The organism is Nakamurella sp. GG22 (assembly GCF_052976845.2).
Map to the genome: position 1 here is coordinate 183,779 of NZ_JBRIIO020000008.1, position 21,255 is coordinate 205,033.

Here is a 21,255-nt window from a genome sequence, read left to right on the forward strand (position 1 = left end):
CTTCGTGAGGGGAGTGGGGGACTGTTATCGGGTGGGTCAGGCGATGTAGGAGCCGCCGTTGAGGTTCTGGGTGGTGGCGGTGATGTAGCCGGCATCTTCCGAGGCGAGGAAGGCGAACAGGGCGGTGACGTCGTCCACCGAGGCCTGCCGGCCCAAAGGGACGCTCGCGACGATCGATGCCTCGAGTTCGGGAGTTGTTCCAGTCGAACGAATGTCGGTGTCCACAGCGCCGGCGGCGACGGCGTTGACGGTGATCCCGGTCGGGCCCAGCTCCCGGGCCAGGGAGCGGGTGAAGCCGATGACCGCGGCCTTGGCCGAGGAGTACGGGGTTTTGCCGAACACCCCGCCGCCCTGCTGCGCGGACACCGAGGACATGTTCACGATCCGCCCGTACCCGCCGTCGATCATGTCCGGCAGGAAAGCCTTGGTGACCAGGTAGGTGCCGGTGGCGTTGACCGCGAAGATCTTGTTCCACAGGTCCAGGGTGGTTTCCAGGAACGGCACCGGGGAGGTGATCCCGGCGATGTTCAGCACCGCACCGACGGTGGGCAGGTCGGCCGCGTGCACGGCGTCCCGAGCCGCCAGGACCGAGGCCTCATCGGCAACGTTGACGGTGCCGCCGTAGGCCGGCACGCCGTACCGCTCGGTGAGCTCGGCGGCCAGCTTGGCCGAGGCGTCCCCGTCCAAGTCAAGACCCGCCACGGCCCACCCGTCTTTGGCGAACCGGTGCGCGGTGGCCCGGCCGATGCCGCGCTCGGCGCCCACTCCGGTGATGACAACGGTGCGTTGCGTGCTGCTGCTCATGGGGATTCCTCCTGGGAAGGCCGGCCGCCGTGGGCGGCTGCGAAAGCGGTGACACATCCGCGGCTTCCGAGAAATCCCCGGGCCGCGGTGGCCGAGTGGAACCATCCTGGCATGTCAACTGTCAACAGTCAACGGGAGCCGCCGGAAAGATGGCGCAGCGCTGGCCGTCTACACTCGAATCGTCAACAGTCAACCGACGGCGCTCAGCCGGCTTTGGCTCGACGGCACGAAAGGGACACACGATGACCTCCAACGGGCTGGTGTCAGGGGCGAACCTGGGCGGGCTGGCGAAGACGAGCCTGCGCGAGCAGGCCCTCGACCAGTTGCGCAATGCGGTCACCTCGGGTGAGATCGCCCCTGGAACCAGGCTCGTCGAAACGGAACTGTCTGCGGCGCTTGGGATTTCGCGAGGTACCTTGCGGGAAGCCCTACGCCAACTGCAGCAGGAGGGCTTGGTCGAAGCTGGTGACCGGGGACGGCTGACCGTCCGGACCTTGACCGACGCGGAGATCCTGGACATGTTCGAGGTGCGTGCCGCCCTGGAAGGGTTGGCCGCCGCGATGGTCAGTGCCCGGCCCGACCGCGTCGCGCTGGTTGCGAAACTGCAAACTGCGCTCGATGCCCTGGAGTCGGCGCGGGGGTCGATCAACCACATGGTCGAAGTCGACCTCGCCTTCCACCGCCTGCTGTGCGAACTCACCGGTAACAGCACACTGGTGCGGACCTGGGAGGCATTGGCCGGTTCTATCCGGATGTCGATCATGTTCGCCGGCACCGACAGGGCGGTGGCGAACATGTCCGTGCCGCGCCACCAGCAGGTCGTCGACGCGATTGCCACCGGCGACCCGCATATCGCCCGAAACGCGGTCGACGAGCACATGCGTGAAGCCGCGCACAACCTGCTGAACCGGAACCAGGTCAAGCCGCGCAGCGCCTGAAATCTATTCGTGGCCCTTGGCCAGTCTCTTGCCGTTCCCCGCCGTTCGGCGAGACGGTTCCTACGTGTGGCGATGCACCCGCGCTGATGTTCCCGATTTGTCGTGCCCGGTTCCGTCAAATCAGTAAATGTTGACTGTTGACAGTTGAGCGAACGTCGGCCATAGTTCCTCCAGCGCTGTTGACAGTCAACAGCGCAGGCCCGGCAAGGGCCTTCGGTCAGCGAAGACCCGGTCCACGCAGGGCCGAGAATGGAGCCTCGACGGTGAGTACCTCGCAGTCGCACTCGCACTCGTTGGAGGGCAACGCCCACGGCACCACCAGTTCCCGCAAGGTGGCCATCAGTTCCGGGATCGGGGCCACCATCGAGGCCTACGACTTCATCGGCTACGGCACCGCCGCGGCGTTGTACTTCAGCACCGACTTCTTCCCGTCCGGTGATCCGCTCACCGGAACCCTGCTGTCCTTCGCCACCCTGGGCGTCGGGTTCGCGGTTCGTCCTCTTGGCGGCGTCATCGGCGGGTACCTCGGCGACAAGATCGGACGCAAACCGGTTCTCGTCGCCAGCTTGATGCTGATGGGCCTGGCCACGTTCTTCATCGGCTTGCTGCCCACCTACGCGACCGTCGGTATCTGGGCCGGCATCCTGCTGGTGCTCGTCCGCGTCGTCCAGGGCCTTGCCTACGGCGCTGAATGGGGCGGCGCGATCCTGATGACCTACGAACACGCCCCATGGCGTAACAAGGGCAAGTACACGGGCATCGTGCAGGCCGGTTTCCCGGTCGGGCTGCTGCTGGCCAACCTGGTCTTCCTGGTCTCGGTGCACCTGCCCGGTACCTGGGCGTGGCGAGTGCCGTTCCTGCTGTCCATCGTCCTGGTCATCGTCGGTCTGATCATCCGCTCCAAGATCCCCGAGTCCCCGGTCTTCGAAGAGGTCAAGGCCCGCGGCGAGATCGTCAAGAACCCGATCACCCAGGTCATCCGTGAGGACTGGCGGAACATTCTGCGCGGCATCGGTCTTCGCATCGCCGAGACCGCCGGTTACGCCGTGGCCATCACCTTCATGCTCTCCTATCTCAAGAGCGAGAAACTCGCGGATAACACCCTGACCCTGGTCGCGATCTGTGTGGCCTCCGCGATCGGAATTTTCGCCACCTACAACTGGGGCAAGGCCACCGACCGGGTGGGGCGCCGACCGATCTACCTGTTCGGCACCATCGTCATGATCGTCTTTGCGTTCCCGATGTTCATGTTGGTCAATACCGGGATCGGCATCCTGATCGTGCTTGCCGTGGTCATCGCCTATGCCGTCATCCAGAACTCCCTCGCCGGTGCGCAGGGCTCCTGGTTCCCGGAACTGTTCAACGCCAACACCCGCTCCTCCGGTGCATCGATGGCCTACCAGTTCTCCGCCGTCGTTTCCGGGTTCACCCCGTTCGTGGTCACCCTGCTGTACTCGGCCTGGGGTTGGGTGGGCGCCGCCTCGCTGTTCTGCTTCTACGGCATCATTGGGCTGGCCGCCACCGTAATCACCAAGGAGACGTTCGGACCGGTCGAACGGGCCGCCGCCCAGGCCGAGGATGAAAGCATGCGGGTCGCCGCCTGACCCACCACCACCACCACCGGGTCAACGCCTGACCCGGTGCAGGAAACCTGAGAAGGGGCCGCGGGAACGACTCCCGCGGCCCCTTCTCGGGTTTTACCTCGGGTCATGAAAGATATAGATACCGGGATGGCGCTGTTCGTCACCGCTGTCGGAAACGTCCTGAATGCCAACCTGTCTCATACACAATTCACCCGCACAGGTGTCACTGGGTAAATGGTTGGCTGCGCTTCCCTCGGCGTCGGCCCGGACGTAGTCTTCGCGAACCCGTCCGCCCTGCGAGAGGACCATTCGTTGAAGAAGCTCTTGGGTCGCGCCGTTGCACTTGCCGCCGCCGCCACGCTGGCCGTTCCCGCGTTGCCGGCCGCGGCGATCGTCGGCGGAGCGCCCGACGCCGGCGAGCACCCGTACGTCGGTCAGTTGTTGTTCTATGTGCCCACCGCGGTGGATTCGCGATTTGACGATCCCGGCGGATGGTTCAACTGCACCGGCACCCTGATCGACGCCGATACGGTCGTCACGGCCGGCCACTGCACGTTCGATGTCGGCCTCGAAGGGGTGGACACCACCGACCTCTACGGCGGAACGGATGTCTGGTTCAGCGTCGAAGAGGCGCCCAACTACGACAATCTGCCACCCAGTTCAAGTTTCGTCCCGGATGGCAACCAGGACCGCTACGACACATGGTCGGCGATCCTGGACGCCGACCCGACGTGGCACGAGGCCGAGTCGACGTTCACCCATCCCGACTATGTCGACAGCGCCTTCCTGCTGCACGATCTCGGCGTGGTGGAGCTCAGCGAGCCCGTCGTGCTCACCGAATACGGCTCGCTGCCCACTGTCGACTACCTCGATCGGTACGCCGGCCGCGCTAAGGAACAAGCCCGGTTCGAGTCCGTCGGGTACGGCCTGGAGGACAGCGGACCGAAGTTCTCTGCTGGTGGGGACACTCGCAAGAAGGCCGACCGGCGGCTGGTGAGCTTCAAAGGCGTTTACGGCTACAAAGACATCTCGGTGATGTTCTCCCACGCGCAGGGTGGCTCGACCACCGGAGGAACCTGCTTCGGCGACTCAGGTGGGCCGACCTTCGACATCTCGACGCCGGAGATCACCGAGCAGAACGTCATCGTGGCGGTGACGTCGTTCGGGCTGAACTACAACTGCAACGCCAGTGGCAGTTATCGGATCGACCAGCCCGACGATTTGGCCTTCCTGGCGAACCCAGCCGGCGCTGATTACAGCTGACCACCCACGGGCCGGTGCCGTCGGTAATTCGACGGCACCGGCCCTTTGCCCCTTTGCTGGATCTGCGCGCGGTCTGCGCGATTGCGGCGATTCGTCCTCACTGCGCGTGCTGCGCAGTCTCGGCATTGCTAGCCGAAAAGCTTGGTCTCTGAATACCTTTGACCAACTCTTGACTGAGACAAGTCACAGGAAGTGTTGTGCCGGTCACAACCCGCGCACAGGGACCGGCTTGTTCGGTCGCGATCGGAGGACATGGATGAAACACAAGGTGGCAGGCCGACGAGTAGGGGTGGTCGCGATGACCAGCCAGTTGCTTCCCGCCGGCGGCTTGTTCACCGGTGTCGAGGGCATCAAGACACCCGAGCAGGCCGAGCTGTGGGGCGGGACCGCAGGTGTCGCCTACGACCCCTGCTACCACGCGGCCTACGACACCCTCGGCAACGTCGACCGGGTGGCGCTGGATCAGAATCTTGACGCCGCCGCCTGGGCGACCGGCCTCTACGGCTACTCAACCGAGGACATCAACGGGGTCCCGCCCCGCAGGCAGCGCGCGCTGCTCCGCCAGGACCTGAGTCGGAAGGCCGCCTTCTCCACGGGGCATGCCGAGTTGGGCGTCGCCGCCTGACCGTTCGCGAACCAGGCGTCACACGGGAGCGGTTGCTGCAGGGACGTCCTCTGCGGCAACCGCTCCCGGCTTTTCCTGCCGGGAAGAGATGAAGCGATTTTCACACGATTGTCGGTTCGCGCCGGTCCGTGGATGGAACAATGGTCCGGTGGGTCTGACGCGGCGGTGGGGGTCGGCGATTGCTCGCGCAACGCTCCTGACCGCGGTGCTCACCGGACTGTTCGCCATGCACGTGCTCACGGCGGACGATGCGGCCACCGGACACGGTGCCCTGCCGGTGATGCGAGCGGCCATGCACGGCGTCGCTCACGACCCCCCGCTGATCGCGGCCGATGTGCCGATCACCGACACCACGGGCGCCGTCACGGAGCGACCCGGCGGTGCCCTGTCCTCGGGTCACGGCGAGGAACTGGCATCGTCCTGGTCGGGGTTCGATGGCGCCCACGGCGCGATGGCGGGCTGCATCCTGTTTCTCGCCGTCGGTGGCGTCGCCGCACTGCTCGTGCAGTTGCGCCGTCTCGGATCCTGTCCCGCTGCCGGTCCGGGTGGTGTGGTCGGCCCCGCGGTGTCCGACCTGCGCCGTCGCGGACCGCCGGACGGGTGGCCTCGCGTGTCCCTGTGCGTGATTCGGGTTTAGAGGCGCCAGCTGCGCGCCATCATCGGTCGTGATGTGGCGCGCGGTCCACATGCCTTCGGTCCCCAACTCGATTCACCACAACTCCAGGAGCACAACTGATGATCAGACTTGCCCGATCGGGGGCCGCGGTGCTCGCCGCTGCCTTCATGACGACCCTCGCCGCGTGCGGCACGACCACCGATTCCGGAAGCAGCTCAGGCACTTCCGCATCCAATGCTTCGACAGCGAGCAGCGCCGCTGCCCAGTCCAACGGCACGTCCTCCACCGCCATGATGTCCACCAGTTCGAGTTCGTCCTCCGGGATCAGCAGCGAGCACAACGCCGCTGACCTGACTTTCGCCCAGTCGATGATCGTTCATCATCAGGGCGCCATCGAAATGTCCGACCTTGCCGCAACCCGGGCGAGCAGCGAACAGGTCAGGGAATTGGCTGCCCGGATCAAGGCTGCGCAAGGCCCCGAGATCGAGCGGATGCAGGCGTGGCTTGCGGCCTGGGGCGCGGCGATGACCACGTCATCGGCCTCGTCGAGTTCCGACGACGAAATGGGCGGCATGGATCATGGCGGCATGTCCGGAATGGGCACCGAGGGTCCGATGACCGGGTCTGACGGCGCCGGCATGTCGATGCCCGGGATGATGACCGACGAGCAAATGCAGCAGCTCACCGACGCTTCGGGTGCCGGCTTCGACACAATGTTCCTGCAGATGATGATCGCCCACCACCAGGGCGCCATCGAGATGTCCGACACCGAACTCGCAGACGGCAGCAATCCCGATGCCCTTGCCCTGGCGAGCGCGATCAAGACGAGTCAGACCGCTGAAATCAGCGAAATGCAGCAGATCCTCGAAACGTTGTAGCCAGTTACCGGCCGCCGTGCCGTGGTGAGTGGTCCAGGCCGCTCACCACGGCACGGAGGTCATGCCGTACTGCCGTGTGGCACTTCGGTCAGAGTTGGACGCGAAGGTGATGGCGCTCGTCCTCGGTGTAGATGGCCCGCGCCTTTCCGCCCTGTCCCAGCACTGCGACCGCCCCGCCGGGAAACGCCCCGAGTGTGGTGCCGGTCCAGGCGCCGCCGGACCTTTCCGCGAAGAAGAAAGTGTCCGTCGTCGTGTTCCATCCAACGAAGACCTTGCCGAATGATGCGCCGATCTTCGGGCCGCTACCGGGTGTGGCGAAGGTCTTGCTGACGAAGCTGCCGGTGGAGTTGTCAGCCTGGACGATCTTTCCGTCTCGCTGCCACGTGACGAACGTGGTTGCACCGATGGTCATGCTGTCCGGCCGGTCGTTGGTGTATCCGATCGAGGCGAGCGTGGACGAAGCCCAGCCTGAGCCGGTGTTCCGCGCGATCCGGAGATCGGACTGGCCGGGCAACGCCGGCGTCGTTGTCCTGGTCCAGATCATCGTGAGCCGGCCGCCGGAGAAGCCGAGGGTCGGCTCGCTGTCGTCGACGGACGCCGACGTGTTGGTGATCCGGGTTGCCGCTTCTGTCCCGAGCAGAGTGTGCCGCTGGAACAGTTCGGTTTGAGCGAATTCGCCGCCCGGACCGACCTGCCGGCTCCAGACGGCCCACCACTTACCGGCCGAGGCGACCACGTCGGCGGTGAACGGGACTGCGCCGGAGTCGGTGGCGAGCAATGTCGTCGCCGAGTACGCACCGGTGCTCTGCACGCGCTTGGCTATCTTCAGGTCGTTGCCTTGGCTGAACACGACGTAGAGCGCATCCACCCCGTCCCATGCGGTGGCCAGCACCTTGCCCGTATAGGGGCTGCCTTCACGAACGATGCCGCCCGGTGGCTTCTGCGAGAAGTAAATGAGGGGTCCGTCGCCGATGCCCCCGGTGCAGGGACTGAATCCGGAGGTGGTCCCGTCGGAGGCGATGGATGCGGCCATCGGACCGGGAATGCAATTGACGATGATCTGGTCCGACCCGAAGGGTCCCACGGCGCCCACCGGCAGCGCGGCTCCGAGTAACAGGCCGCAGCACAGGGACATGGCGAAAAAGAATCGACGCACGACGATCACCGCCTGACGAGATTTGGGGAAAGGACACAACTCACGTGATCGAACATCGCGGTCACGGTCCTGCTCGGTGAAACGCGGGCCGCATGGCCGCCTAAGTTCATCTACTCGAGATTGGCACATCCCAACTCGGAAGACCGTTGCTGCAACGGTCTCCGGCAGAGCGCTGTCGCAGTTTTCAGAGTCGTCTACGACTCACCCCCTATTGCTGTACTCGGCGTCCCCGCATCCCGGGAAGCGCCTTAATTCGCAGCCTGAAAGTCACTATCCCATAGAGCGTTTGTCCGGTCGTGGGCCGTATGGGTGGTTCCGTGATGGGTGAGGATGCTGTGGCTCGGGCGCGATAGCAGCCCGACGAGAGTGGTTGACCGCTCTATGTTGCGTCAGTCCTGCAGGATCTGCGCGCGACGTTCGGGCAACGCCAGCGCACCCGCGGCGGCGATCAGGAACACCCCGCCGAAGATCCCGAACAGCAGCCCGGTGCCGCCCCATTCGCGGATCGGCGGCACCGCGAGTGGTGCGATCACGGACGCGATCCGGCCCACGCCCGCCGCCCAGCCGGAGCCGGTCGCGCGGAGCGCGGTCGGGTAGATCTCCGGTGTCACCGCGTACAGCGCACCCCACGCACCCAGGTTGAAGAACGACAGCAGGCATCCTCCAATCAGCACCATCGTCACGCTCGACGCACCGGCGAAGATCGTTGCCGCGACGGCGGAACCTGCCAGGAACGTGGCGAGGGTTCGCCGCCGGCCCCATGTCTCCACGAGTACGGCCGCGGCTGCATACCCGGGCAGTTGGGCCAGCGTGATCAGCAACGTGAACCCGAAGGAGCGGACGAGCGAGAACCCGTCGGCGATCAGCAGTGTCGGCAGCCAGATGAAGGCGCCGTAGTAGGAGAAGTTGACGCAGAACCAGACCAGCCACAGCGCGCCGGTACGGCGGCGCAGCCCCGTGGACCACAACGCGCCGATGCGTGCGAACACGGACGCGGCCGGCGGCGGGGAGTGGTCCAGCGGCCGGGCTGCGGGCGGGACGTCGCCTGCGGAAATCGGCGTCGGCGGTGGTCCCGCGGAGCGCTCGAACCGCCGCACGGTGCGCTCGGCCTCGTCGTGCCGGCCCCGTGCCTCCAGGAAACGGACGGATTCGGGGAGCTTGAGGCGCACCACCGTCGCGTACGCGGCGGGCACCGCGCCGAGCGCAAGTGCCCAGCGCCAACCGTTGTCGCCGGACGGGACCACGAGGTAGCCGATGACGGCGGCGACCGTCCAACCGACGGCCCAGAACGCCTCCAGCAGCACGATGATCCGGCCGCGGATCCGCGGTGGGGCGAACTCGCTGACGAGCGTGGACGCCACCGGCAGCTCCGCCCCCAGACCGAGGCCCACGACGAACCGGAGAACCAGCAGGGAACCGACCGACCACGCCAGGGCCGACACGCCGGTGGCCAGCCCGTAGACCAGCAGCGTCAGCGCGAACACCGACCGGCGGCCGATCCTGTCCGCCAGCAGCCCGCCGAGGCTGGCGCCCAATGCCATCCCGACGAAACCGGCCGAGGCGATCCACGACAACTCGCCCGGCGTCGCCGACCAGGTGACGGCGAGCTGGGCGAGAATGAACGAGATCAACCCGACGTCCATCGCGTCGAGCGCCCAACCGACACCGGAGCCCACCAGCAGTCGACGGTGTTCGCCGGTCCACGGCAGGCCGTCGAGTCGCTGCGTCCGGGTGGGAGTGCCGGCAAGGCTGCCGCCGGACTCGGAATCAGCGTCCGGCTTGTTCGGCCGTCGAGCGTCACTCACGAGTCATCCCTTTCTTCCGTGCTGCCCCCATGACGGAACCGCACTCAACGCCGACCAGCGGGTCAACCACCCCCGTTGATCTAACGAGTGTTCCCATTGGGCAGCAAGGTAACGGCGGGTCGCCGTGGGAGCTTCAAGGGGGAGGACCCGACGCCTCGGAGCTGGGAGTGCGCCTCACCGGAACGTTCAGAACCCGGATCGGGCACACAGCCGACGGAGTCGGCCATGTGACGGAGCGCATGTGAAGGTGCCCCCAGCAGGATTCGAACCTGCGACACACGGTTTAGGAAACCGATTCAGGCAGTTTCCTGACCTGCAGCGACTCAGGCACACTGCCGCTGACCTGCGTTTACTTAGTTTAGTGGGTTGAGTGAATGTGGACGTTTGCGGATGTACTGCGGACATACTGCGGACGAGCGCCGATCATCTTCGGCAGTGCGAGAGGATCGTCGGCATCATGGTCTACCACCGCGCCGGGTCGGACGAGGCAGCCGACGACATCGACCGCGACGGGTTCCGCGACGGCACCGGCAACTACCTGACGGAGAACAGCTACACCGGTGTCTGGGTTGCCGATTTGCCTCTCGACCCGAACGACTACGGCGAAGGCGAGTGGGACGCGCCTGTCTTCGAGATGGACGTGGACGAACCCGCCATCGCCGACTACGAGTGGATCGAGGACGGGAAGCCATACCGGGAGTGGCTGGTGCCTGCCCCTGTCGTCAACGGTTGGCCGCGACGGCACCGGTGTTGTACCCAGAGAGGTTGGTAACGGTCGGGGTGCGGTAGACCGGTGGTCGTCCTGCTAGCGCGGTGTGCGGTCGATGGTAGTTGTAGCGGTGTAGGAACCCGGCCAGTGCCGCTGACCGCTCGTCGTTGGATGACCATTCCTGGCGGTAGGCCCATTCCCGGGCCAGGGTGCGCTGGTACCTCTCGACCTTGCCGTTGGTTTGTGGCCGGTACGGGCGGGTGTATTTGTGCACCACCTCACCGAGGGCGGTGTTGAAATCCTTGCTGCGGTAGCAGGAACCGTTGTCGGTCAGGACCCGATGAATGTGGTCGATGCCGTGCGAGGTGAAGAACTCGGCGGCCCGCTGCCAGAAACCGGCTGCGGTGAGACCTTTCTCGTCGGTGAGTTCCTCGGTGTAGGCCAACCGGGACCGGTCGTCGATCGCAGAGTGCAGGAATACGTATCCCGGGCGTTGCCCACGCTTTGACGCGCGGTGCCCGTCGCTGCCCCGGCCATGCGCCCGCCACCCGCCGCCGTCCGGGATCCGACCGAGTTTCTTGACGTCGACGTGGATCAGGTCACCGCATGCCGGGTGTTCGTAACGGACCGGGGGTGTGCGCATGTCCTGCCCGGTGACGTCCAGGTCTCGCAACCGAGAGATCCCGCGGCGTAACAGCACCCGGTGGATCGTGGACGCCGCCACGGTGTACCCGAACTCGGCGAGCTCAGCGACCAGCATCACCGGGCCCAGCTTCATCCCGCGACGCAGCCACTCCACCAGGTCCTCCACCTGCGGGTCGATCTGGTTCGGGCAACGCGCCGGGCGCGACGAGCGATCGAACAGTCCGTCCTCTCCGTCGGCGCGCCACCGGGCGTGCCACTTGGCCAGGGTTTGCCGGGCGATACCGGCCTCGGCCGCGACATGACAGACCGGGCGGCCGGCGTCGACCCGCTGACAAAGGCGCCGCCGCCCTTCCGGGGTCAGCGGGGCATTACGGTGGGCCACGAGGGCCTCCTCGGTGATCAGGTGTGGTGTTTAGTCGCTTCACACCTCACCAGGAGGTCCTCCCCTTACCCGGTCAACCCGCCACCGGCGCGTCACCAACGTCTCTGGGTACAACACCTGATATGTGAGCAATCCTGTCAAGTAGGCAGGCAGCTGCGGCGCCCTGGAGGGTTCTTCTCTTCGGGGCGCTTTTGCTGTTCTGGCCAGGCGGTGACCGGTGGTCGTGTGCGTGTCTTGGCGACGCGCGGTCAGACTGATATGCGCGGGTTGGTTACCGCAGGACGGGCTGTTCGGCTGGAGCGTTGCGCTGGTCTAGAAATCGAGCGTGGCCACGAGAATCGTTGCTGCTCATAGGTGTTCCGCGGGTTCGCTCCACGCGCTGCCACAACCATCCGGTCACCGCCTGGGGTCTGTGAAACCGGGACGACAGGCAGACGTCGCCGCCCGGCTTTGGGTCAGTCGTCCATGACGGCCAGCGACCAGCACCAGCCGGCGAGCTCACGGGCGACGGCGACGTTCGCGATCACGGTCTTCTTCTTCCGATCCAGCAGCTGCTCCCAGCGGCGGTGCAACCGGTGATTCCCGGCATGCCCGCGCGCCCGGGCTGCTGGGCTGGCGTTGCCCCACCGTGCCTGCATGACTGTGCTCGGGTTGCGGTAGGACTTGCGGTGGTGCCAGGCCGCCTCGACCAGCAGCCGCCGGGCGTGGGTGTTCCCGGTCTTGGTGATCGACCCCTGGGAGCGTTGCCCACCGGAGGAGGACTCGGTGGGCACCAAACCCAGGTAGGCGCCGATCGTGGACCCGGTGAACCGCTGCCAGTCGCCGATCTCCACCGCTAACCCGAACCCGGTCAGCACCGACACACCCCGCAGGCAGCACAACCGGTGCACCACGTCGGTGAACTCACTGTTCATCGCCATTTCGGTGATCGCCTGATCGAGGCGGTCCCGCCGGGCCTGGGTGAGCAGCACCGTCTCGAACGCGGAATCGAACGCGGTCTGCAGCCCTGCCTGCGGGAAGTGCTGCCCGCGGAGCCAGTGTTCGTGCGCACCGGTCCACGGGTGCCCGCCGGAGTAGATGATCCCCTGCCGCAGAAGCAGTTTGGAGACCCGGTGCCGGTTGCGCATCAAGTCACCGCGGACGTCTTCCCTGGCCCGGACCAGGTCCCTGGCGGCTTCCTGTTCCACGCTCGGCACGCGAACCGCAACGATCTGGTCCATCCGCAGCAACCTCGCCAGATGCAGGGCGTCGCGGGCGTCGGTCTTCACCCGGTCACCCGCGGGGCGCTGCAGCTTCGACGGCGCCGCGACCACACAACGGAGTCCGGCTTCGGTCAACTCCCGGGCCAACCCGAAACCGGTCGGCCCGGCCTCGTAGGTCACCGCGACCGGCCCGGGCAGCTCGGACAGCCAGGACGCGACACCGGCGAACGTCGGCGTCAGCCGCCGCTGGAACACCTCACCGGTCACGCTGTCCAGCCCACACCCCACGATCGACCGTGCGTGCACATCCAGACCGACACTCGTACGCTCACTGAACACCGGGGCCTCCCGCAATTGTGGCGCTACCGACCGGGCCGCTCCCGGTCGGCAATCCACGACAACTTGCGAGAGAGGCCCCGGCCCGTCAAACCAACGGGCTCCCCATACCGTCTAGGCCACTCGTGATGAAGCACCTGGCACGGATGTGACGTGGCTCACACGACTGGCCGTCTCGGGTCATTGAACGCCGAGGCGCAACGAGGCATATTCAGAGTTGTACGGACGACCGTCTGCTGATGGGCAACATCAGCACCCGCTTATGCGGCACAGCCGATCGACGTACTCACGAGGCCGCCACCCACGGGTAGGCGGCCTTCGTGTTTGCGTCGGTCGGATGCAGCTTCATCCCGTACGAATAGAGCGAGGACCTGCCCGAGGGACCGCGATAGAAACGTGGAGCGAGGTTTTCCAGGTATCGACGCTCGACATTCCCGAACTGGTCAGGATTAAACGCCGCACCTATCGCCGACGCGGTGATGTCCGCGAGCTGCAAGTTCTCGATGCGTTTTGGCTGGTCCAGGGCGCCGCCCGCTGAGTCAACGTAGTCCCAAGCGATCTGGCATCCGGGCACGCACCTCAATGCGGACTCATACTCCCGCAACTTCGCGAGCGGAAAGCGAACGATATGCGCCAGCGTGTACTTCAGCCTGTGAGGTCGCGGCGAGCAATCACGGGCCATCCATGACATCCGCTCCAGCAAGTAACGGAAGGTGTACAGGTAGGTCTCGTCCTCATGCATGATCCGAGCGTCTGTCAGATAGTTCTTGCAGACCACTACTGACGTGATGCCGACTTACTGCTGCTGACCGACCAGTGTCGACGCGTGCAACCGGTATGGGTGCCCTTTGTACTGCTTCCAGTGCAGCTGATGGCCTTCATCGCGGCCAAGGTCCTTCCGCAGGCCAGCCAAGAACGGCGCGACTGCACCGAGATCGGTATCCCTCACAAGGACGGCCGACATCACGAAGTGCGGGCTGGACAACGCGGTTCGCGCTCGCTGGCCCAGTTCGTCGATGAACGCATGGAGTGTAGGCCGAGTCACGCAAAGTGACACTACCGCAGTGTTCTTGCTGGACGCGCCCATTCGGCATCATCAGAGGCCGACCTCCGCCCTGGCCTGTGCACGCGCCAATGCGCCGACGTGGGGAATCCCCAGGGCCTTCGCGCCCACCGTTGCGGCTTGGCATGGCATGGCAGTCCGATGCACCGGCAGCAGTCGCCGGGGGTCAGTTCATCGGGCGCACGTCCGCCCTGCGGCATCCCGCCGTTGGGCGTCCCTGCGTCTGCCTGTGGAGGTAGAGCCATGCCTGAAAATTCCGACCAACTCCGCGAGGACCGTCTGCGCCGTGTGGCGCGGCGGCAAGTTCTAGCCGTATGAAATCCCGCGTCCGCAACATGCGGGCCAATGAGTATGGCGGTTACATGGCCATTGATGCCGACAGGAACTTTGTCGTGGCTGGTGGGCTCCCTTGTCGACGCGCTGGACCTTACCGGAGTGGCCGAGGTGCCGGACGAGAGGTCATAGCAACCGACGATGATGATCCTCTCTGGATACGGCCGCATCTGTTACGCCCGATTCGCTTCTACTGATTCGACCAACGAAGCGTAAAGCCGTTCTCCGTGGCGTATCGGATTGTCGTGATTTTTGCATCGCTCGGAATTGTAAAGGGAATGTATCCGCGAATGCACTCTCCTGCTGTCAGCTTCTCAGAAAAGTATGGATATTCGGGTTTCGGTACACCAACCATTGAAACCTCCGGTTGATAACGGCCGTTGTTCGAGTCGACCAAGACCCACCGATCTTCCGACTGCACGGTGTTGGCGACAGAGGTACAGACTTCAGCATCAAGCGCTACGGTTAATGTGTTCGCGTCCGGCTGCTCTAATCGATTGTCAGACGTGAACGGTGCGTATCCGTGAACCGTTACGGTGACTTCGATCGGCTTGTCTTGCGTTGCGAAGGACAGCGTCTGCGACGATCCTATCGGCGCGGATGTACTCGACGCGGAGGTAGCGACCGACGTCTCGCCGGACGAATTGGTTTTAATCGACTTGGAGGCAGTCAGCGCGAGGCTCGTCCGAGTCGATATCTGCGGGCTGTTTGACGCTGTCTCGGCCGTCGCGGAAGGGCTCGTCGCGGTCGACACCTGTGGCGTACTGGTGGCAGTCGAGTCGGTACAGGCGGCCACCGCAAGACCCGCAACTAGCACTATCAGGCCGAAGGAACCGGTCCGGCCCCAAGAACGGTCATTCATTATGGAAACCCCCGAGTGGTTCGTTGTGGACGTGCTCCTGCCAGCCCGGCGGTGCCAGTCGAATGGCCCCCAGTGGCCCAGTATTGCATTGCCGGGCAATTCGCACGCCCGGACGGAACCCACCTTTTCGAGCATCCCGCGCTGGTCGGGGTATGGCCGGACGGCTGGGCCGCCACGGCGTACTTACCGTATTGTCAGCGTGGGTTCGGGGGGATCATCGTCGGTGTCGTCGCCAGGGGGGCGCCGGTCGTCCTAGCGAGGGAGGAATCTTCGTGTCACAGTCGGCTCCAGTCGGACCGCCCCGAAAGCGGAAGGTTCGCATCTTCACCTGGATTATTCTGGCCATCAATGTGCTGTTCGCCGTCTGGCTAATCACAGGCATCGTGGGCGTCTCCAACAGCGCATGTACGGGCAACCTGAGCCAGAGCTCTTGCGATGCGGCCAAAAGCATCGGCGGTGGCATCGGTGCGCTGTTAATTGTCTTCCTCTGGATGGCAGCCGACGTCATCCTGGGGATTATCTGGCTCGTCACGCGCAAGCGGGAACCGGCCCAGGTTGTCTACGTGCAACAGTCGTACAACCCTCAGCAGGGGCAGCCGTACAACCCTCAGCAGGGGCAGCCGCACAACCCTCAGCAGGGGCAGCCGTGACAGCGGTCCACAGGCCCAATAAGACCGACGACTAATCGTCCTCACCCTGGCCCTGGCAGCTCTATAGGGCGCTCAGCGTCTCGGCTCTCTGGCCGGCGAGAACCCTAAGGCCGGGTCAGGTTCACGTGATTAGTTCGCCCTCTCCCAGTGGGGGTAGAAATTCCAGATTGCACGCCCGCGAGGTGGTCGATGAAGCTGGAAGGAAGCGGCCCGGTACAAGAAGGTGGTCACGAGGACACTTACGAGGGTAAAACGTCGTGCCGCGCGCTACTCACAGTGACTGGGCCCCAGCTTCGATATCATCGAGTAGTTGCCACCGCGTAATGTATCCGTACATGAAACCAAGACCGCTTGTGCTGGCTATTCTCGGGCTGGTGCTATTGGCCAGTTGCGGATCGGGTAGCTCAGCGGCGACTGTGGCCGGCCAGGCTGCGGCGACCACCGCCCCTGGCAACACGTTCAGCGATGCGGAGTTCTATGGCCTGGTCCGCGAGGACGACGGAGGCTACTTCGACGGGAAGCCTGACTCCGAGATCGAATCTGCGGCAAAATTGGTCTGCGGGATCTTCACACCCAGCACCGGCGGGAGCGCCACTACTCAATGGGCGGCTACGGTTAAAGGTTTGATCGGCCTAGGATTGGACGCAAGGGCGGCCGGCGGGTTTATGGTATACGCAGTCAGCCAACACTGCATACAGGAAGCTAAGTACCTCCCGAAAGGCTGATTCGTGCCGCCAAACTTGGCGGACCCATTGCGTTCTGTCTAAACGCGCCCGTCGTCGTCGCGTTCGACTGTCGAACGTACGTATGATGGTGCGTGGGCGATGGTGATTTCGTTGTCGCCGGAGCAGCGTCGCGAGATCCCCCGCGACAAAGAGTCTTTTGGCTGAGCCTGGCATGTACACCGGCACTCGATGCTGCATCGACTTCGATCGGGACTTACAACCTGCATATGCCTTGGCCGCAATGGCCGGTATCGGACCGTCGATCCGCCTCGGAACGGGTGACGGAAGCCGATTGAGAAACCAGCAGAACACGAAGTGTCACTGTGCTCCATCACCGCTCGGAAGGACGGGGCTAGATATCCCACGGCTGCAACTTGTCAAGCGGCTGCCGCGGTCAGGATGCGCCAGGCAATCTGCTCGTCGTATCTCGTGTGGTGCCGAAGGCAGCCGTCGAGGATCCCGACAAGGCGGTTGCCCAGGGCGCGGAGGGCTTGGTGGTGGGTGTTGCCGCGGGCTCGGTGCGCGTCGTAGTACGCGCGAGCGCCGGGCGATGTGGTGAGTGCGCTGAACGCCTGCTGGTACAACGCATCTGCCAAGCGTCGGTTTCGGGTGTGCCGGGCGAGCACGACCCGGCTTTTCCCGGACGTCTTGGTCACCGGGGCCATCCCGGAGTAGTTCTTCCGGGCCCTGGAATCGGCGTAACGCTTGGGGTCGTCGCCGAACTCGGCAAGCACCCGGGCACCGAGGATCTGTCCGAGCCCGGGCTGGCTCAGGTAGATCTCAACGTCCGGGTGCCGGCCAAAACCCGCACCCACCTGCTCGGCCAGCGCCTCGACCTGCCGGGACAGCTCCGACAGGATCGCGACCAACGCCGAGGTACTCGCCGCGTAGGCGGTGACCACGCCGGGTCGCGCGGTCAGCTGCTCGGTGTGTAACGCGGCAACGATCCGCTCCGCCGCGGCCTGATGGTTGCGTTGCCGTCCTGCTCGCCGCAGCAAGGTGATCACCCGTGCGGTGGTCAGCCGTTTGCCCTGGTCCGGGCTTGGCGCGGCCGCGAGAACCGCGAGTGCGTCCCTCCCGGTCAGGTCGTCACCGAAGGCGAGCAACGCAGCGGGGTAGAACTCCCGCAGCATCGAGCGCAGCATGTTCGCCTGCCGCTGCCGGGACCAGATCATGCTCTGGTGCGTGCGGGCCAGGATCTTGACGTGTTCGGCGGTGTCGCTGTCACCGGCCACGGGTCGGTGATGCGCCCGGTCCAGCCGCACCAGCTCGGCCAGCACATGCGCATCGCCCGGGTCGCTCTTCGATCCGGAGGTGCCGTGCCGTTCCCGATACCTGGCTGCCTGCAACGGGTTGACCGCATACACGGTGTACCCGGCTGCGATCAACGCCTGCACCCACGGACCGCGGTCGGTCTCGATCCCGATCACCACGTCCGACGGATCAGCATCCTCCGGTAAGTGATCAGCGATCAACGCGTGAAAACCGGCCAGCCCCGTCACACCCTCCGGGAACCGCTTCTTACCCAGCCGGCGGCCGTCGTCGCCGACGAGGTCGACGTCGTGGTGGTCCTCGGCCCAGTCATCACCCACGAACAACACCTGGCGTCCTCCTCACGCCGCAGGAACATCGGCGAGCCACGAGGAGACCGGGTGCTACCTAATGGATCAGTGCTCACATCGGCACGACATCCCACCAGCCCTACAGACTCCTCACCAACCAGCGCGGGACACGATCTAGCCCTAGGCATCGCGTGCCTGGGTTTGGCAAAGTGTTCACCGCGCCGGCGGCTCGGACAGCAGACTTGCACACCGTCGGCTGTACTCCCATTAGGGTCAAGCCAGCGACTGGTAGTCGCATCAGTGTCGACGACGGACGGGGGACTCATCGCCATGACGGTGTCAAATTGGTTCGCATGTCGCGCGTAGTCGTGTTGAGGAAGGGCCGCACGGTGTCTCCTGCCGATGGCCAGGTCGAATACGAATTGACGGCGCCCTGGGTCATCAGCATCAATGCCCTTCCAACCGTGTCATTGTCAAATGGTAGTTCCTTTCAGTCAGGATTGATGGCTGGAACAACAACGAGGAAGGCGCAGAGGTCCGATATGCCTACGCAATTTGCCAGGACGGCGCAGTAATTGCGACCGGTGCGGACCTTGTATTCGGGGAAGGGACAGCACCCGACTTGAGGTTTGGGCTTGCCACGCTCAGAAACCACGCCTTACATTGTGCAGAGCGTGTGAGAAGTGAGCCGCGCCGACACTGGTCCGACTTTGACAGGCTAATGGCGGCACGGTTTGATTCACATGAATCTGAATTAGAAGCTTTGCTCGACGAGCCGGACGAACAGGACTAATCTGCGGCCAATGCCTTGCTGGCATGTTCGGGTTGAAGACGGACTCTAGAAACGGTGCCTTCGTGACTGTTGCAATGAACACCGGCGGACGGAAGTGAAGCTTCGGCCGCCGGTGCGGCCGCCGGAACTGTCAGGGTCCGCCGCCAAGTCCCTACGCCTTCACACCGACCGCCGAACGGTGGGGCGGCTCAGTTCGTGGGTTTGGACGTTTTCGCAATTCTGAACTGCGAGATCCCTATTGCCCGGTCAGGGTTTCAAGGCTCGTGTATGGGTAGTCCCCAAGGTGATGCCAAATCGTGGGCTCAGGAACGGCTCGTACAGGCGCTATCCGCCCTCGCAGGCATCACCGTCATTGTCACCGTCAAGCGCCGGTCGGTAGCCGGGTTCACCTCGACTGATGTGCGAGACGCCCGCCGCGTACGCAGCCGTGCAGTTCTTCCAATAGACGGATTCGCCTGTGTCCGGTCCCGGTGTATTCGCGGCTGCTGCTTCTTCGGATGCCCTGGCGGCGGCTGCTGCTGCGGCTTCCTGAGATGCCTTGGCGGCGGCTGCTGCTGCGGCTTCCTGAGATGCCTTGGCGGCGGCTGCTGCTGCGGCTTCTTCAGATGCCTTGGCGGCGGCTGCTGCTGCTGCCTGCTGAGATGCTTTGCCTGCGACCGACTTTGATTGCTGCACAGCACGCGACTGAGCGGATGCCTCCGCCGCAGCAATATCCACGGGCGGTGTTTCCTGTGTGCAGGAGCTGAGTACACCGGCCTGCGCGAGCCGCTCATCGGAGCGGACGGTCAGGTCGTATTTGACCTTGATTGCTATCTGCCGTGCGACGAACTGGCACTGGAATGCCGCGTTGGAGGGAAGCCAGGAGTCCGCGCCGTCGCTTCCCTTTAAACCATTCGCCTCTGCGGTGACTGCGAGCAGTTCAAAGGGATCGTTTGCGAACGTCTGCCGTTGGGCAGCGTTCCAGCTTCGTGCTCCTGACGCCCATGCGTCGGACAGCGATACCACATGGTCAATCTCAACGGCCCCCGTGTTGCTCTGGCTGCCGTCGATCGTGACAGTCTCTGCTGTGTACGGGTCCAGGAGAATGCCGGACGTGACGACGCAGCCATTGGTCCCTGGCTTCAGGGTCAAGTTAGTTAGGTCGCGGGCGAGGATGTCGTTACGGGTGTCGCATCCGTTGCGGTTGGCGTCTGCCCACGCCTGCCCGAACTGCTTTCTGTCATAGCCCCTTGGGATGCCGCTGTCCGACATGCTGAGGGAGCCCAGTGCCGCAAGCGCCGTTCCATGTCCGGCGGCGGCGATCATCGCCTCGACCTGGTCAACGCTGACCCCGCTGGTCGCGGTCGGCGTGGCGGAGTTGCTGGACGACGTGGCCAAGACTGTCGGTGCTGCAGTCGCTGACAACTGCCCGGCGGTGTTCTGTGCAGGCGTGGTCGCCGGCAGCAGTGCCGCTCCCAGCACGGTCGCGATGAGCCCCGCGCACCCAACGACTAAGCCAGCCTTCCGTGGAGACGCCATCGACCAGATACGCCGGCCGAGTAGAACAACGACCAGACCCAATACGAGCAGCGTCAGGCCAACTACGAGCAGGACGCCGAAGACCCCGCTGGTCGCAGCTGCGGCGAGACTTAAAAGCAGACCGAATAACAGGACGATGCCAAGAACGATCCTTCCGACGACCTTCTTTCTGGCGTGATTCGGCGGCGGACGTGGCCCAGGTGGATTGGGGAATGTTGGTTGCACGCGCGGAAAGTCGACCATTATGCACCCCTCGGCATTCTGATGTCTCCGGCGCATCACCCCGAATGTGTCGAGTCAATTGGCCCGCCAGTTTGCTGCTGCCACTGACCCTACGCCGAGACACTGGCCTAGCGCTGATCTGCGTGGTCTCGGTAGCCCGCGTTCGGGCGCTCGCCCTTAACCGCCAACGCGCTCGGCCGCTCCTCTGATGGGACTGGCTGGCGGACCAAAATAGTCACCCAAGCACCCTGCTTCCGCCCTACTTGTCGCAAGCGATTCCGTCATGGTCTCGGTCGAGCCCCGGACGGTAGCCCGGTTCGCCCTCGTACATCGGGGCCGCTCCAGCAGCGCGAGCCTCGGCGCAGCTACCAAAGCTGGCCGATGCAGCAGCATTCGCAGCGGCTTCAGCGGCCCTCGATTCTTCCGCCGCTTGCTCTTCCGCCGCTTTATCGGCTGCTGCCTTGTCGGCGGCCGCTTTATCGGCTGCTGCCTTGTCGGCGGCCGCTTTATCGGCTGCTGCCTTGTCGGCGGCCGCTTTATCGGCTGCTGCCTTGTCGGCGGCCGCTTTATCGGCTGCTGCCTTGT

At 64.7% G+C, this 21,255-nt stretch carries 18 protein-coding genes and 1 pseudogene; 8 read left to right on the forward strand and 11 right to left on the reverse strand.

What is annotated here, in order from left to right; genetic code table 11:
* Positions 1-36: 36 nt before the first annotated feature.
* Positions 37-804, reverse strand: a complete 768-nt coding sequence (locus ACVBEQ_RS11410) for an SDR family NAD(P)-dependent oxidoreductase (protein ID WP_447153241.1) — start codon at positions 802-804, stop codon at positions 37-39.
* A 242-nt stretch (positions 805-1,046) separates the two neighbouring features.
* Here ACVBEQ_RS11410 and ACVBEQ_RS11415 point away from each other — a divergent pair, with 242 nt between their 5' ends.
* From ACVBEQ_RS11415 to ACVBEQ_RS11440, 6 genes and pseudogenes are all read left to right on the forward strand, one after another.
* Positions 1,047-1,742 carry a GntR family transcriptional regulator gene (locus tag ACVBEQ_RS11415; RefSeq protein WP_447153242.1) on the forward strand — a complete coding sequence of 232 codons (696 nt, stop codon included), beginning with the start codon at positions 1,047-1,049 and terminating at the stop codon, positions 1,740-1,742.
* A 263-nt stretch (positions 1,743-2,005) separates the two neighbouring features.
* On the forward strand, positions 2,006-3,346 hold the full coding sequence (locus tag ACVBEQ_RS11420; protein ID WP_447153243.1) for an MFS transporter: 1,341 nt from the start codon (positions 2,006-2,008) through the stop codon (positions 3,344-3,346).
* Positions 3,347-3,637: 291 nt separating this feature from the next.
* Positions 3,638-4,588: a trypsin-like serine protease gene (locus ACVBEQ_RS11425; protein WP_447153244.1), complete on the forward strand. Its 951-nt coding sequence runs from the start codon at positions 3,638-3,640 to the stop codon at positions 4,586-4,588.
* Between the two features lie 313 nt (positions 4,589-4,901).
* A pseudogene (locus tag ACVBEQ_RS11430) lies at positions 4,902-5,213 on the forward strand (amidohydrolase); the annotation flags it as partial.
* A 148-nt stretch (positions 5,214-5,361) separates the two neighbouring features.
* Positions 5,362-5,850: a hypothetical protein gene (locus ACVBEQ_RS11435; RefSeq protein WP_447153245.1), complete on the forward strand. Its 489-nt coding sequence runs from the start codon at positions 5,362-5,364 to the stop codon at positions 5,848-5,850.
* A gap of 98 nt (positions 5,851-5,948) precedes the next feature.
* On the forward strand, positions 5,949-6,707 hold the full coding sequence (locus ACVBEQ_RS11440; protein WP_447153246.1) for a DUF305 domain-containing protein: 759 nt from the start codon (positions 5,949-5,951) through the stop codon (positions 6,705-6,707).
* 88 nt (positions 6,708-6,795) lie between these two features.
* Here the strand turns inward: ACVBEQ_RS11440 and ACVBEQ_RS11445 are convergent, their stop codons facing one another.
* On the reverse strand, positions 6,796-7,872 hold the full coding sequence (locus tag ACVBEQ_RS11445; protein ID WP_447153247.1) for a hypothetical protein: 1,077 nt from the start codon (positions 7,870-7,872) through the stop codon (positions 6,796-6,798).
* Positions 7,873-8,252: 380 nt separating this feature from the next.
* Positions 8,253-9,572: an MFS transporter gene (locus ACVBEQ_RS11450; protein WP_447153274.1), complete on the reverse strand. Its 1,320-nt coding sequence runs from the start codon at positions 9,570-9,572 to the stop codon at positions 8,253-8,255.
* A gap of 553 nt (positions 9,573-10,125) precedes the next feature.
* Here ACVBEQ_RS11450 and ACVBEQ_RS11455 point away from each other — a divergent pair.
* The gene (locus ACVBEQ_RS11455) at positions 10,126-10,440 is read left to right on the forward strand and encodes a hypothetical protein (protein WP_447153248.1); all 315 of its coding nucleotides are present in this window, start codon (positions 10,126-10,128) and stop codon (positions 10,438-10,440) included.
* Here ACVBEQ_RS11455 and ACVBEQ_RS11460 read toward each other — a convergent pair.
* The 5 genes from ACVBEQ_RS11460 to ACVBEQ_RS11480 form a co-directional block, all read right to left on the reverse strand.
* Positions 10,391-11,404, reverse strand: a complete 1,014-nt coding sequence (locus ACVBEQ_RS11460) for an IS481 family transposase (protein WP_447153249.1) — start codon at positions 11,402-11,404, stop codon at positions 10,391-10,393. The two genes, ACVBEQ_RS11455 and ACVBEQ_RS11460, sit on opposite strands and share 50 nt — an antisense overlap.
* A gap of 455 nt (positions 11,405-11,859) precedes the next feature.
* Positions 11,860-12,945, reverse strand: a complete 1,086-nt coding sequence (locus ACVBEQ_RS11465; RefSeq protein ID WP_447153250.1) for an IS110 family RNA-guided transposase — start codon at positions 12,943-12,945, stop codon at positions 11,860-11,862.
* A gap of 283 nt (positions 12,946-13,228) precedes the next feature.
* Positions 13,229-13,684 (reverse strand): hypothetical protein, encoded by a 456-nt coding sequence (locus tag ACVBEQ_RS11470; RefSeq protein ID WP_447153251.1) that lies wholly within the window; start codon positions 13,682-13,684, stop codon positions 13,229-13,231.
* Positions 13,685-13,738: 54 nt separating this feature from the next.
* Entirely contained in the window at positions 13,739-14,029 is a 291-nt protein-coding gene (locus ACVBEQ_RS11475) for a DUF3800 domain-containing protein (RefSeq protein ID WP_447153252.1), read from the reverse strand.
* A 499-nt stretch (positions 14,030-14,528) separates the two neighbouring features.
* Positions 14,529-15,200: a hypothetical protein gene (locus ACVBEQ_RS11480; RefSeq protein WP_447153253.1), complete on the reverse strand. Its 672-nt coding sequence runs from the start codon at positions 15,198-15,200 to the stop codon at positions 14,529-14,531.
* 272 nt (positions 15,201-15,472) lie between these two features.
* Here ACVBEQ_RS11480 and ACVBEQ_RS11485 point away from each other — a divergent pair, with 272 nt between their 5' ends.
* The gene (locus tag ACVBEQ_RS11485) at positions 15,473-15,850 is read left to right on the forward strand and encodes a hypothetical protein (protein WP_447153254.1); all 378 of its coding nucleotides are present in this window, start codon (positions 15,473-15,475) and stop codon (positions 15,848-15,850) included.
* 1,102 nt (positions 15,851-16,952) lie between these two features.
* Here the strand turns inward: ACVBEQ_RS11485 and ACVBEQ_RS11490 are convergent.
* From ACVBEQ_RS11490 to ACVBEQ_RS11500, 3 genes are all read right to left on the reverse strand, one after another.
* A complete protein-coding gene (locus tag ACVBEQ_RS11490; RefSeq protein WP_447152790.1) occupies positions 16,953-18,176 on the reverse strand; it encodes an IS110 family RNA-guided transposase in 1,224 nt (407 codons plus the stop codon).
* 1,078 nt (positions 18,177-19,254) lie between these two features.
* Positions 19,255-20,691 carry a GmrSD restriction endonuclease domain-containing protein gene (locus tag ACVBEQ_RS11495; protein WP_447153255.1) on the reverse strand — a complete coding sequence of 479 codons (1,437 nt, stop codon included), beginning with the start codon at positions 20,689-20,691 and terminating at the stop codon, positions 19,255-19,257.
* A 238-nt stretch (positions 20,692-20,929) separates the two neighbouring features.
* On the reverse strand, positions 20,930-21,255 hold a 326-nt coding region (locus ACVBEQ_RS11500; protein WP_447153256.1), incomplete at its 5' end, for an excalibur calcium-binding domain-containing protein.

Coding starts and splice junctions, on each gene's coding strand:
- ACVBEQ_RS11495 (WP_447153255.1), bottom strand. CDS start 20,691: ATGGTCGACTTTCCGCGCGTGCAACCAACATTCCCCAATCCACCTGGG.
- ACVBEQ_RS11475 (WP_447153252.1), bottom strand. CDS start 14,029: ATGGGCGCGTCCAGCAAGAACACTGCGGTAGTGTCACTTTGCGTGACT.
- ACVBEQ_RS11410 (WP_447153241.1), bottom strand. CDS start 804: ATGAGCAGCAGCACGCAACGCACCGTTGTCATCACCGGAGTGGGCGCC.
- ACVBEQ_RS11440 (WP_447153246.1), top strand. CDS start 5,949: ATGATCAGACTTGCCCGATCGGGGGCCGCGGTGCTCGCCGCTGCCTTC.
- ACVBEQ_RS11455 (WP_447153248.1), top strand. CDS start 10,126: ATGGTCTACCACCGCGCCGGGTCGGACGAGGCAGCCGACGACATCGAC.
- ACVBEQ_RS11415 (WP_447153242.1), top strand. CDS start 1,047: ATGACCTCCAACGGGCTGGTGTCAGGGGCGAACCTGGGCGGGCTGGCG.
- ACVBEQ_RS11480 (WP_447153253.1), bottom strand. CDS start 15,200: ATGAATGACCGTTCTTGGGGCCGGACCGGTTCCTTCGGCCTGATAGTG.
- ACVBEQ_RS11470 (WP_447153251.1), bottom strand. CDS start 13,684: ATGCATGAGGACGAGACCTACCTGTACACCTTCCGTTACTTGCTGGAG.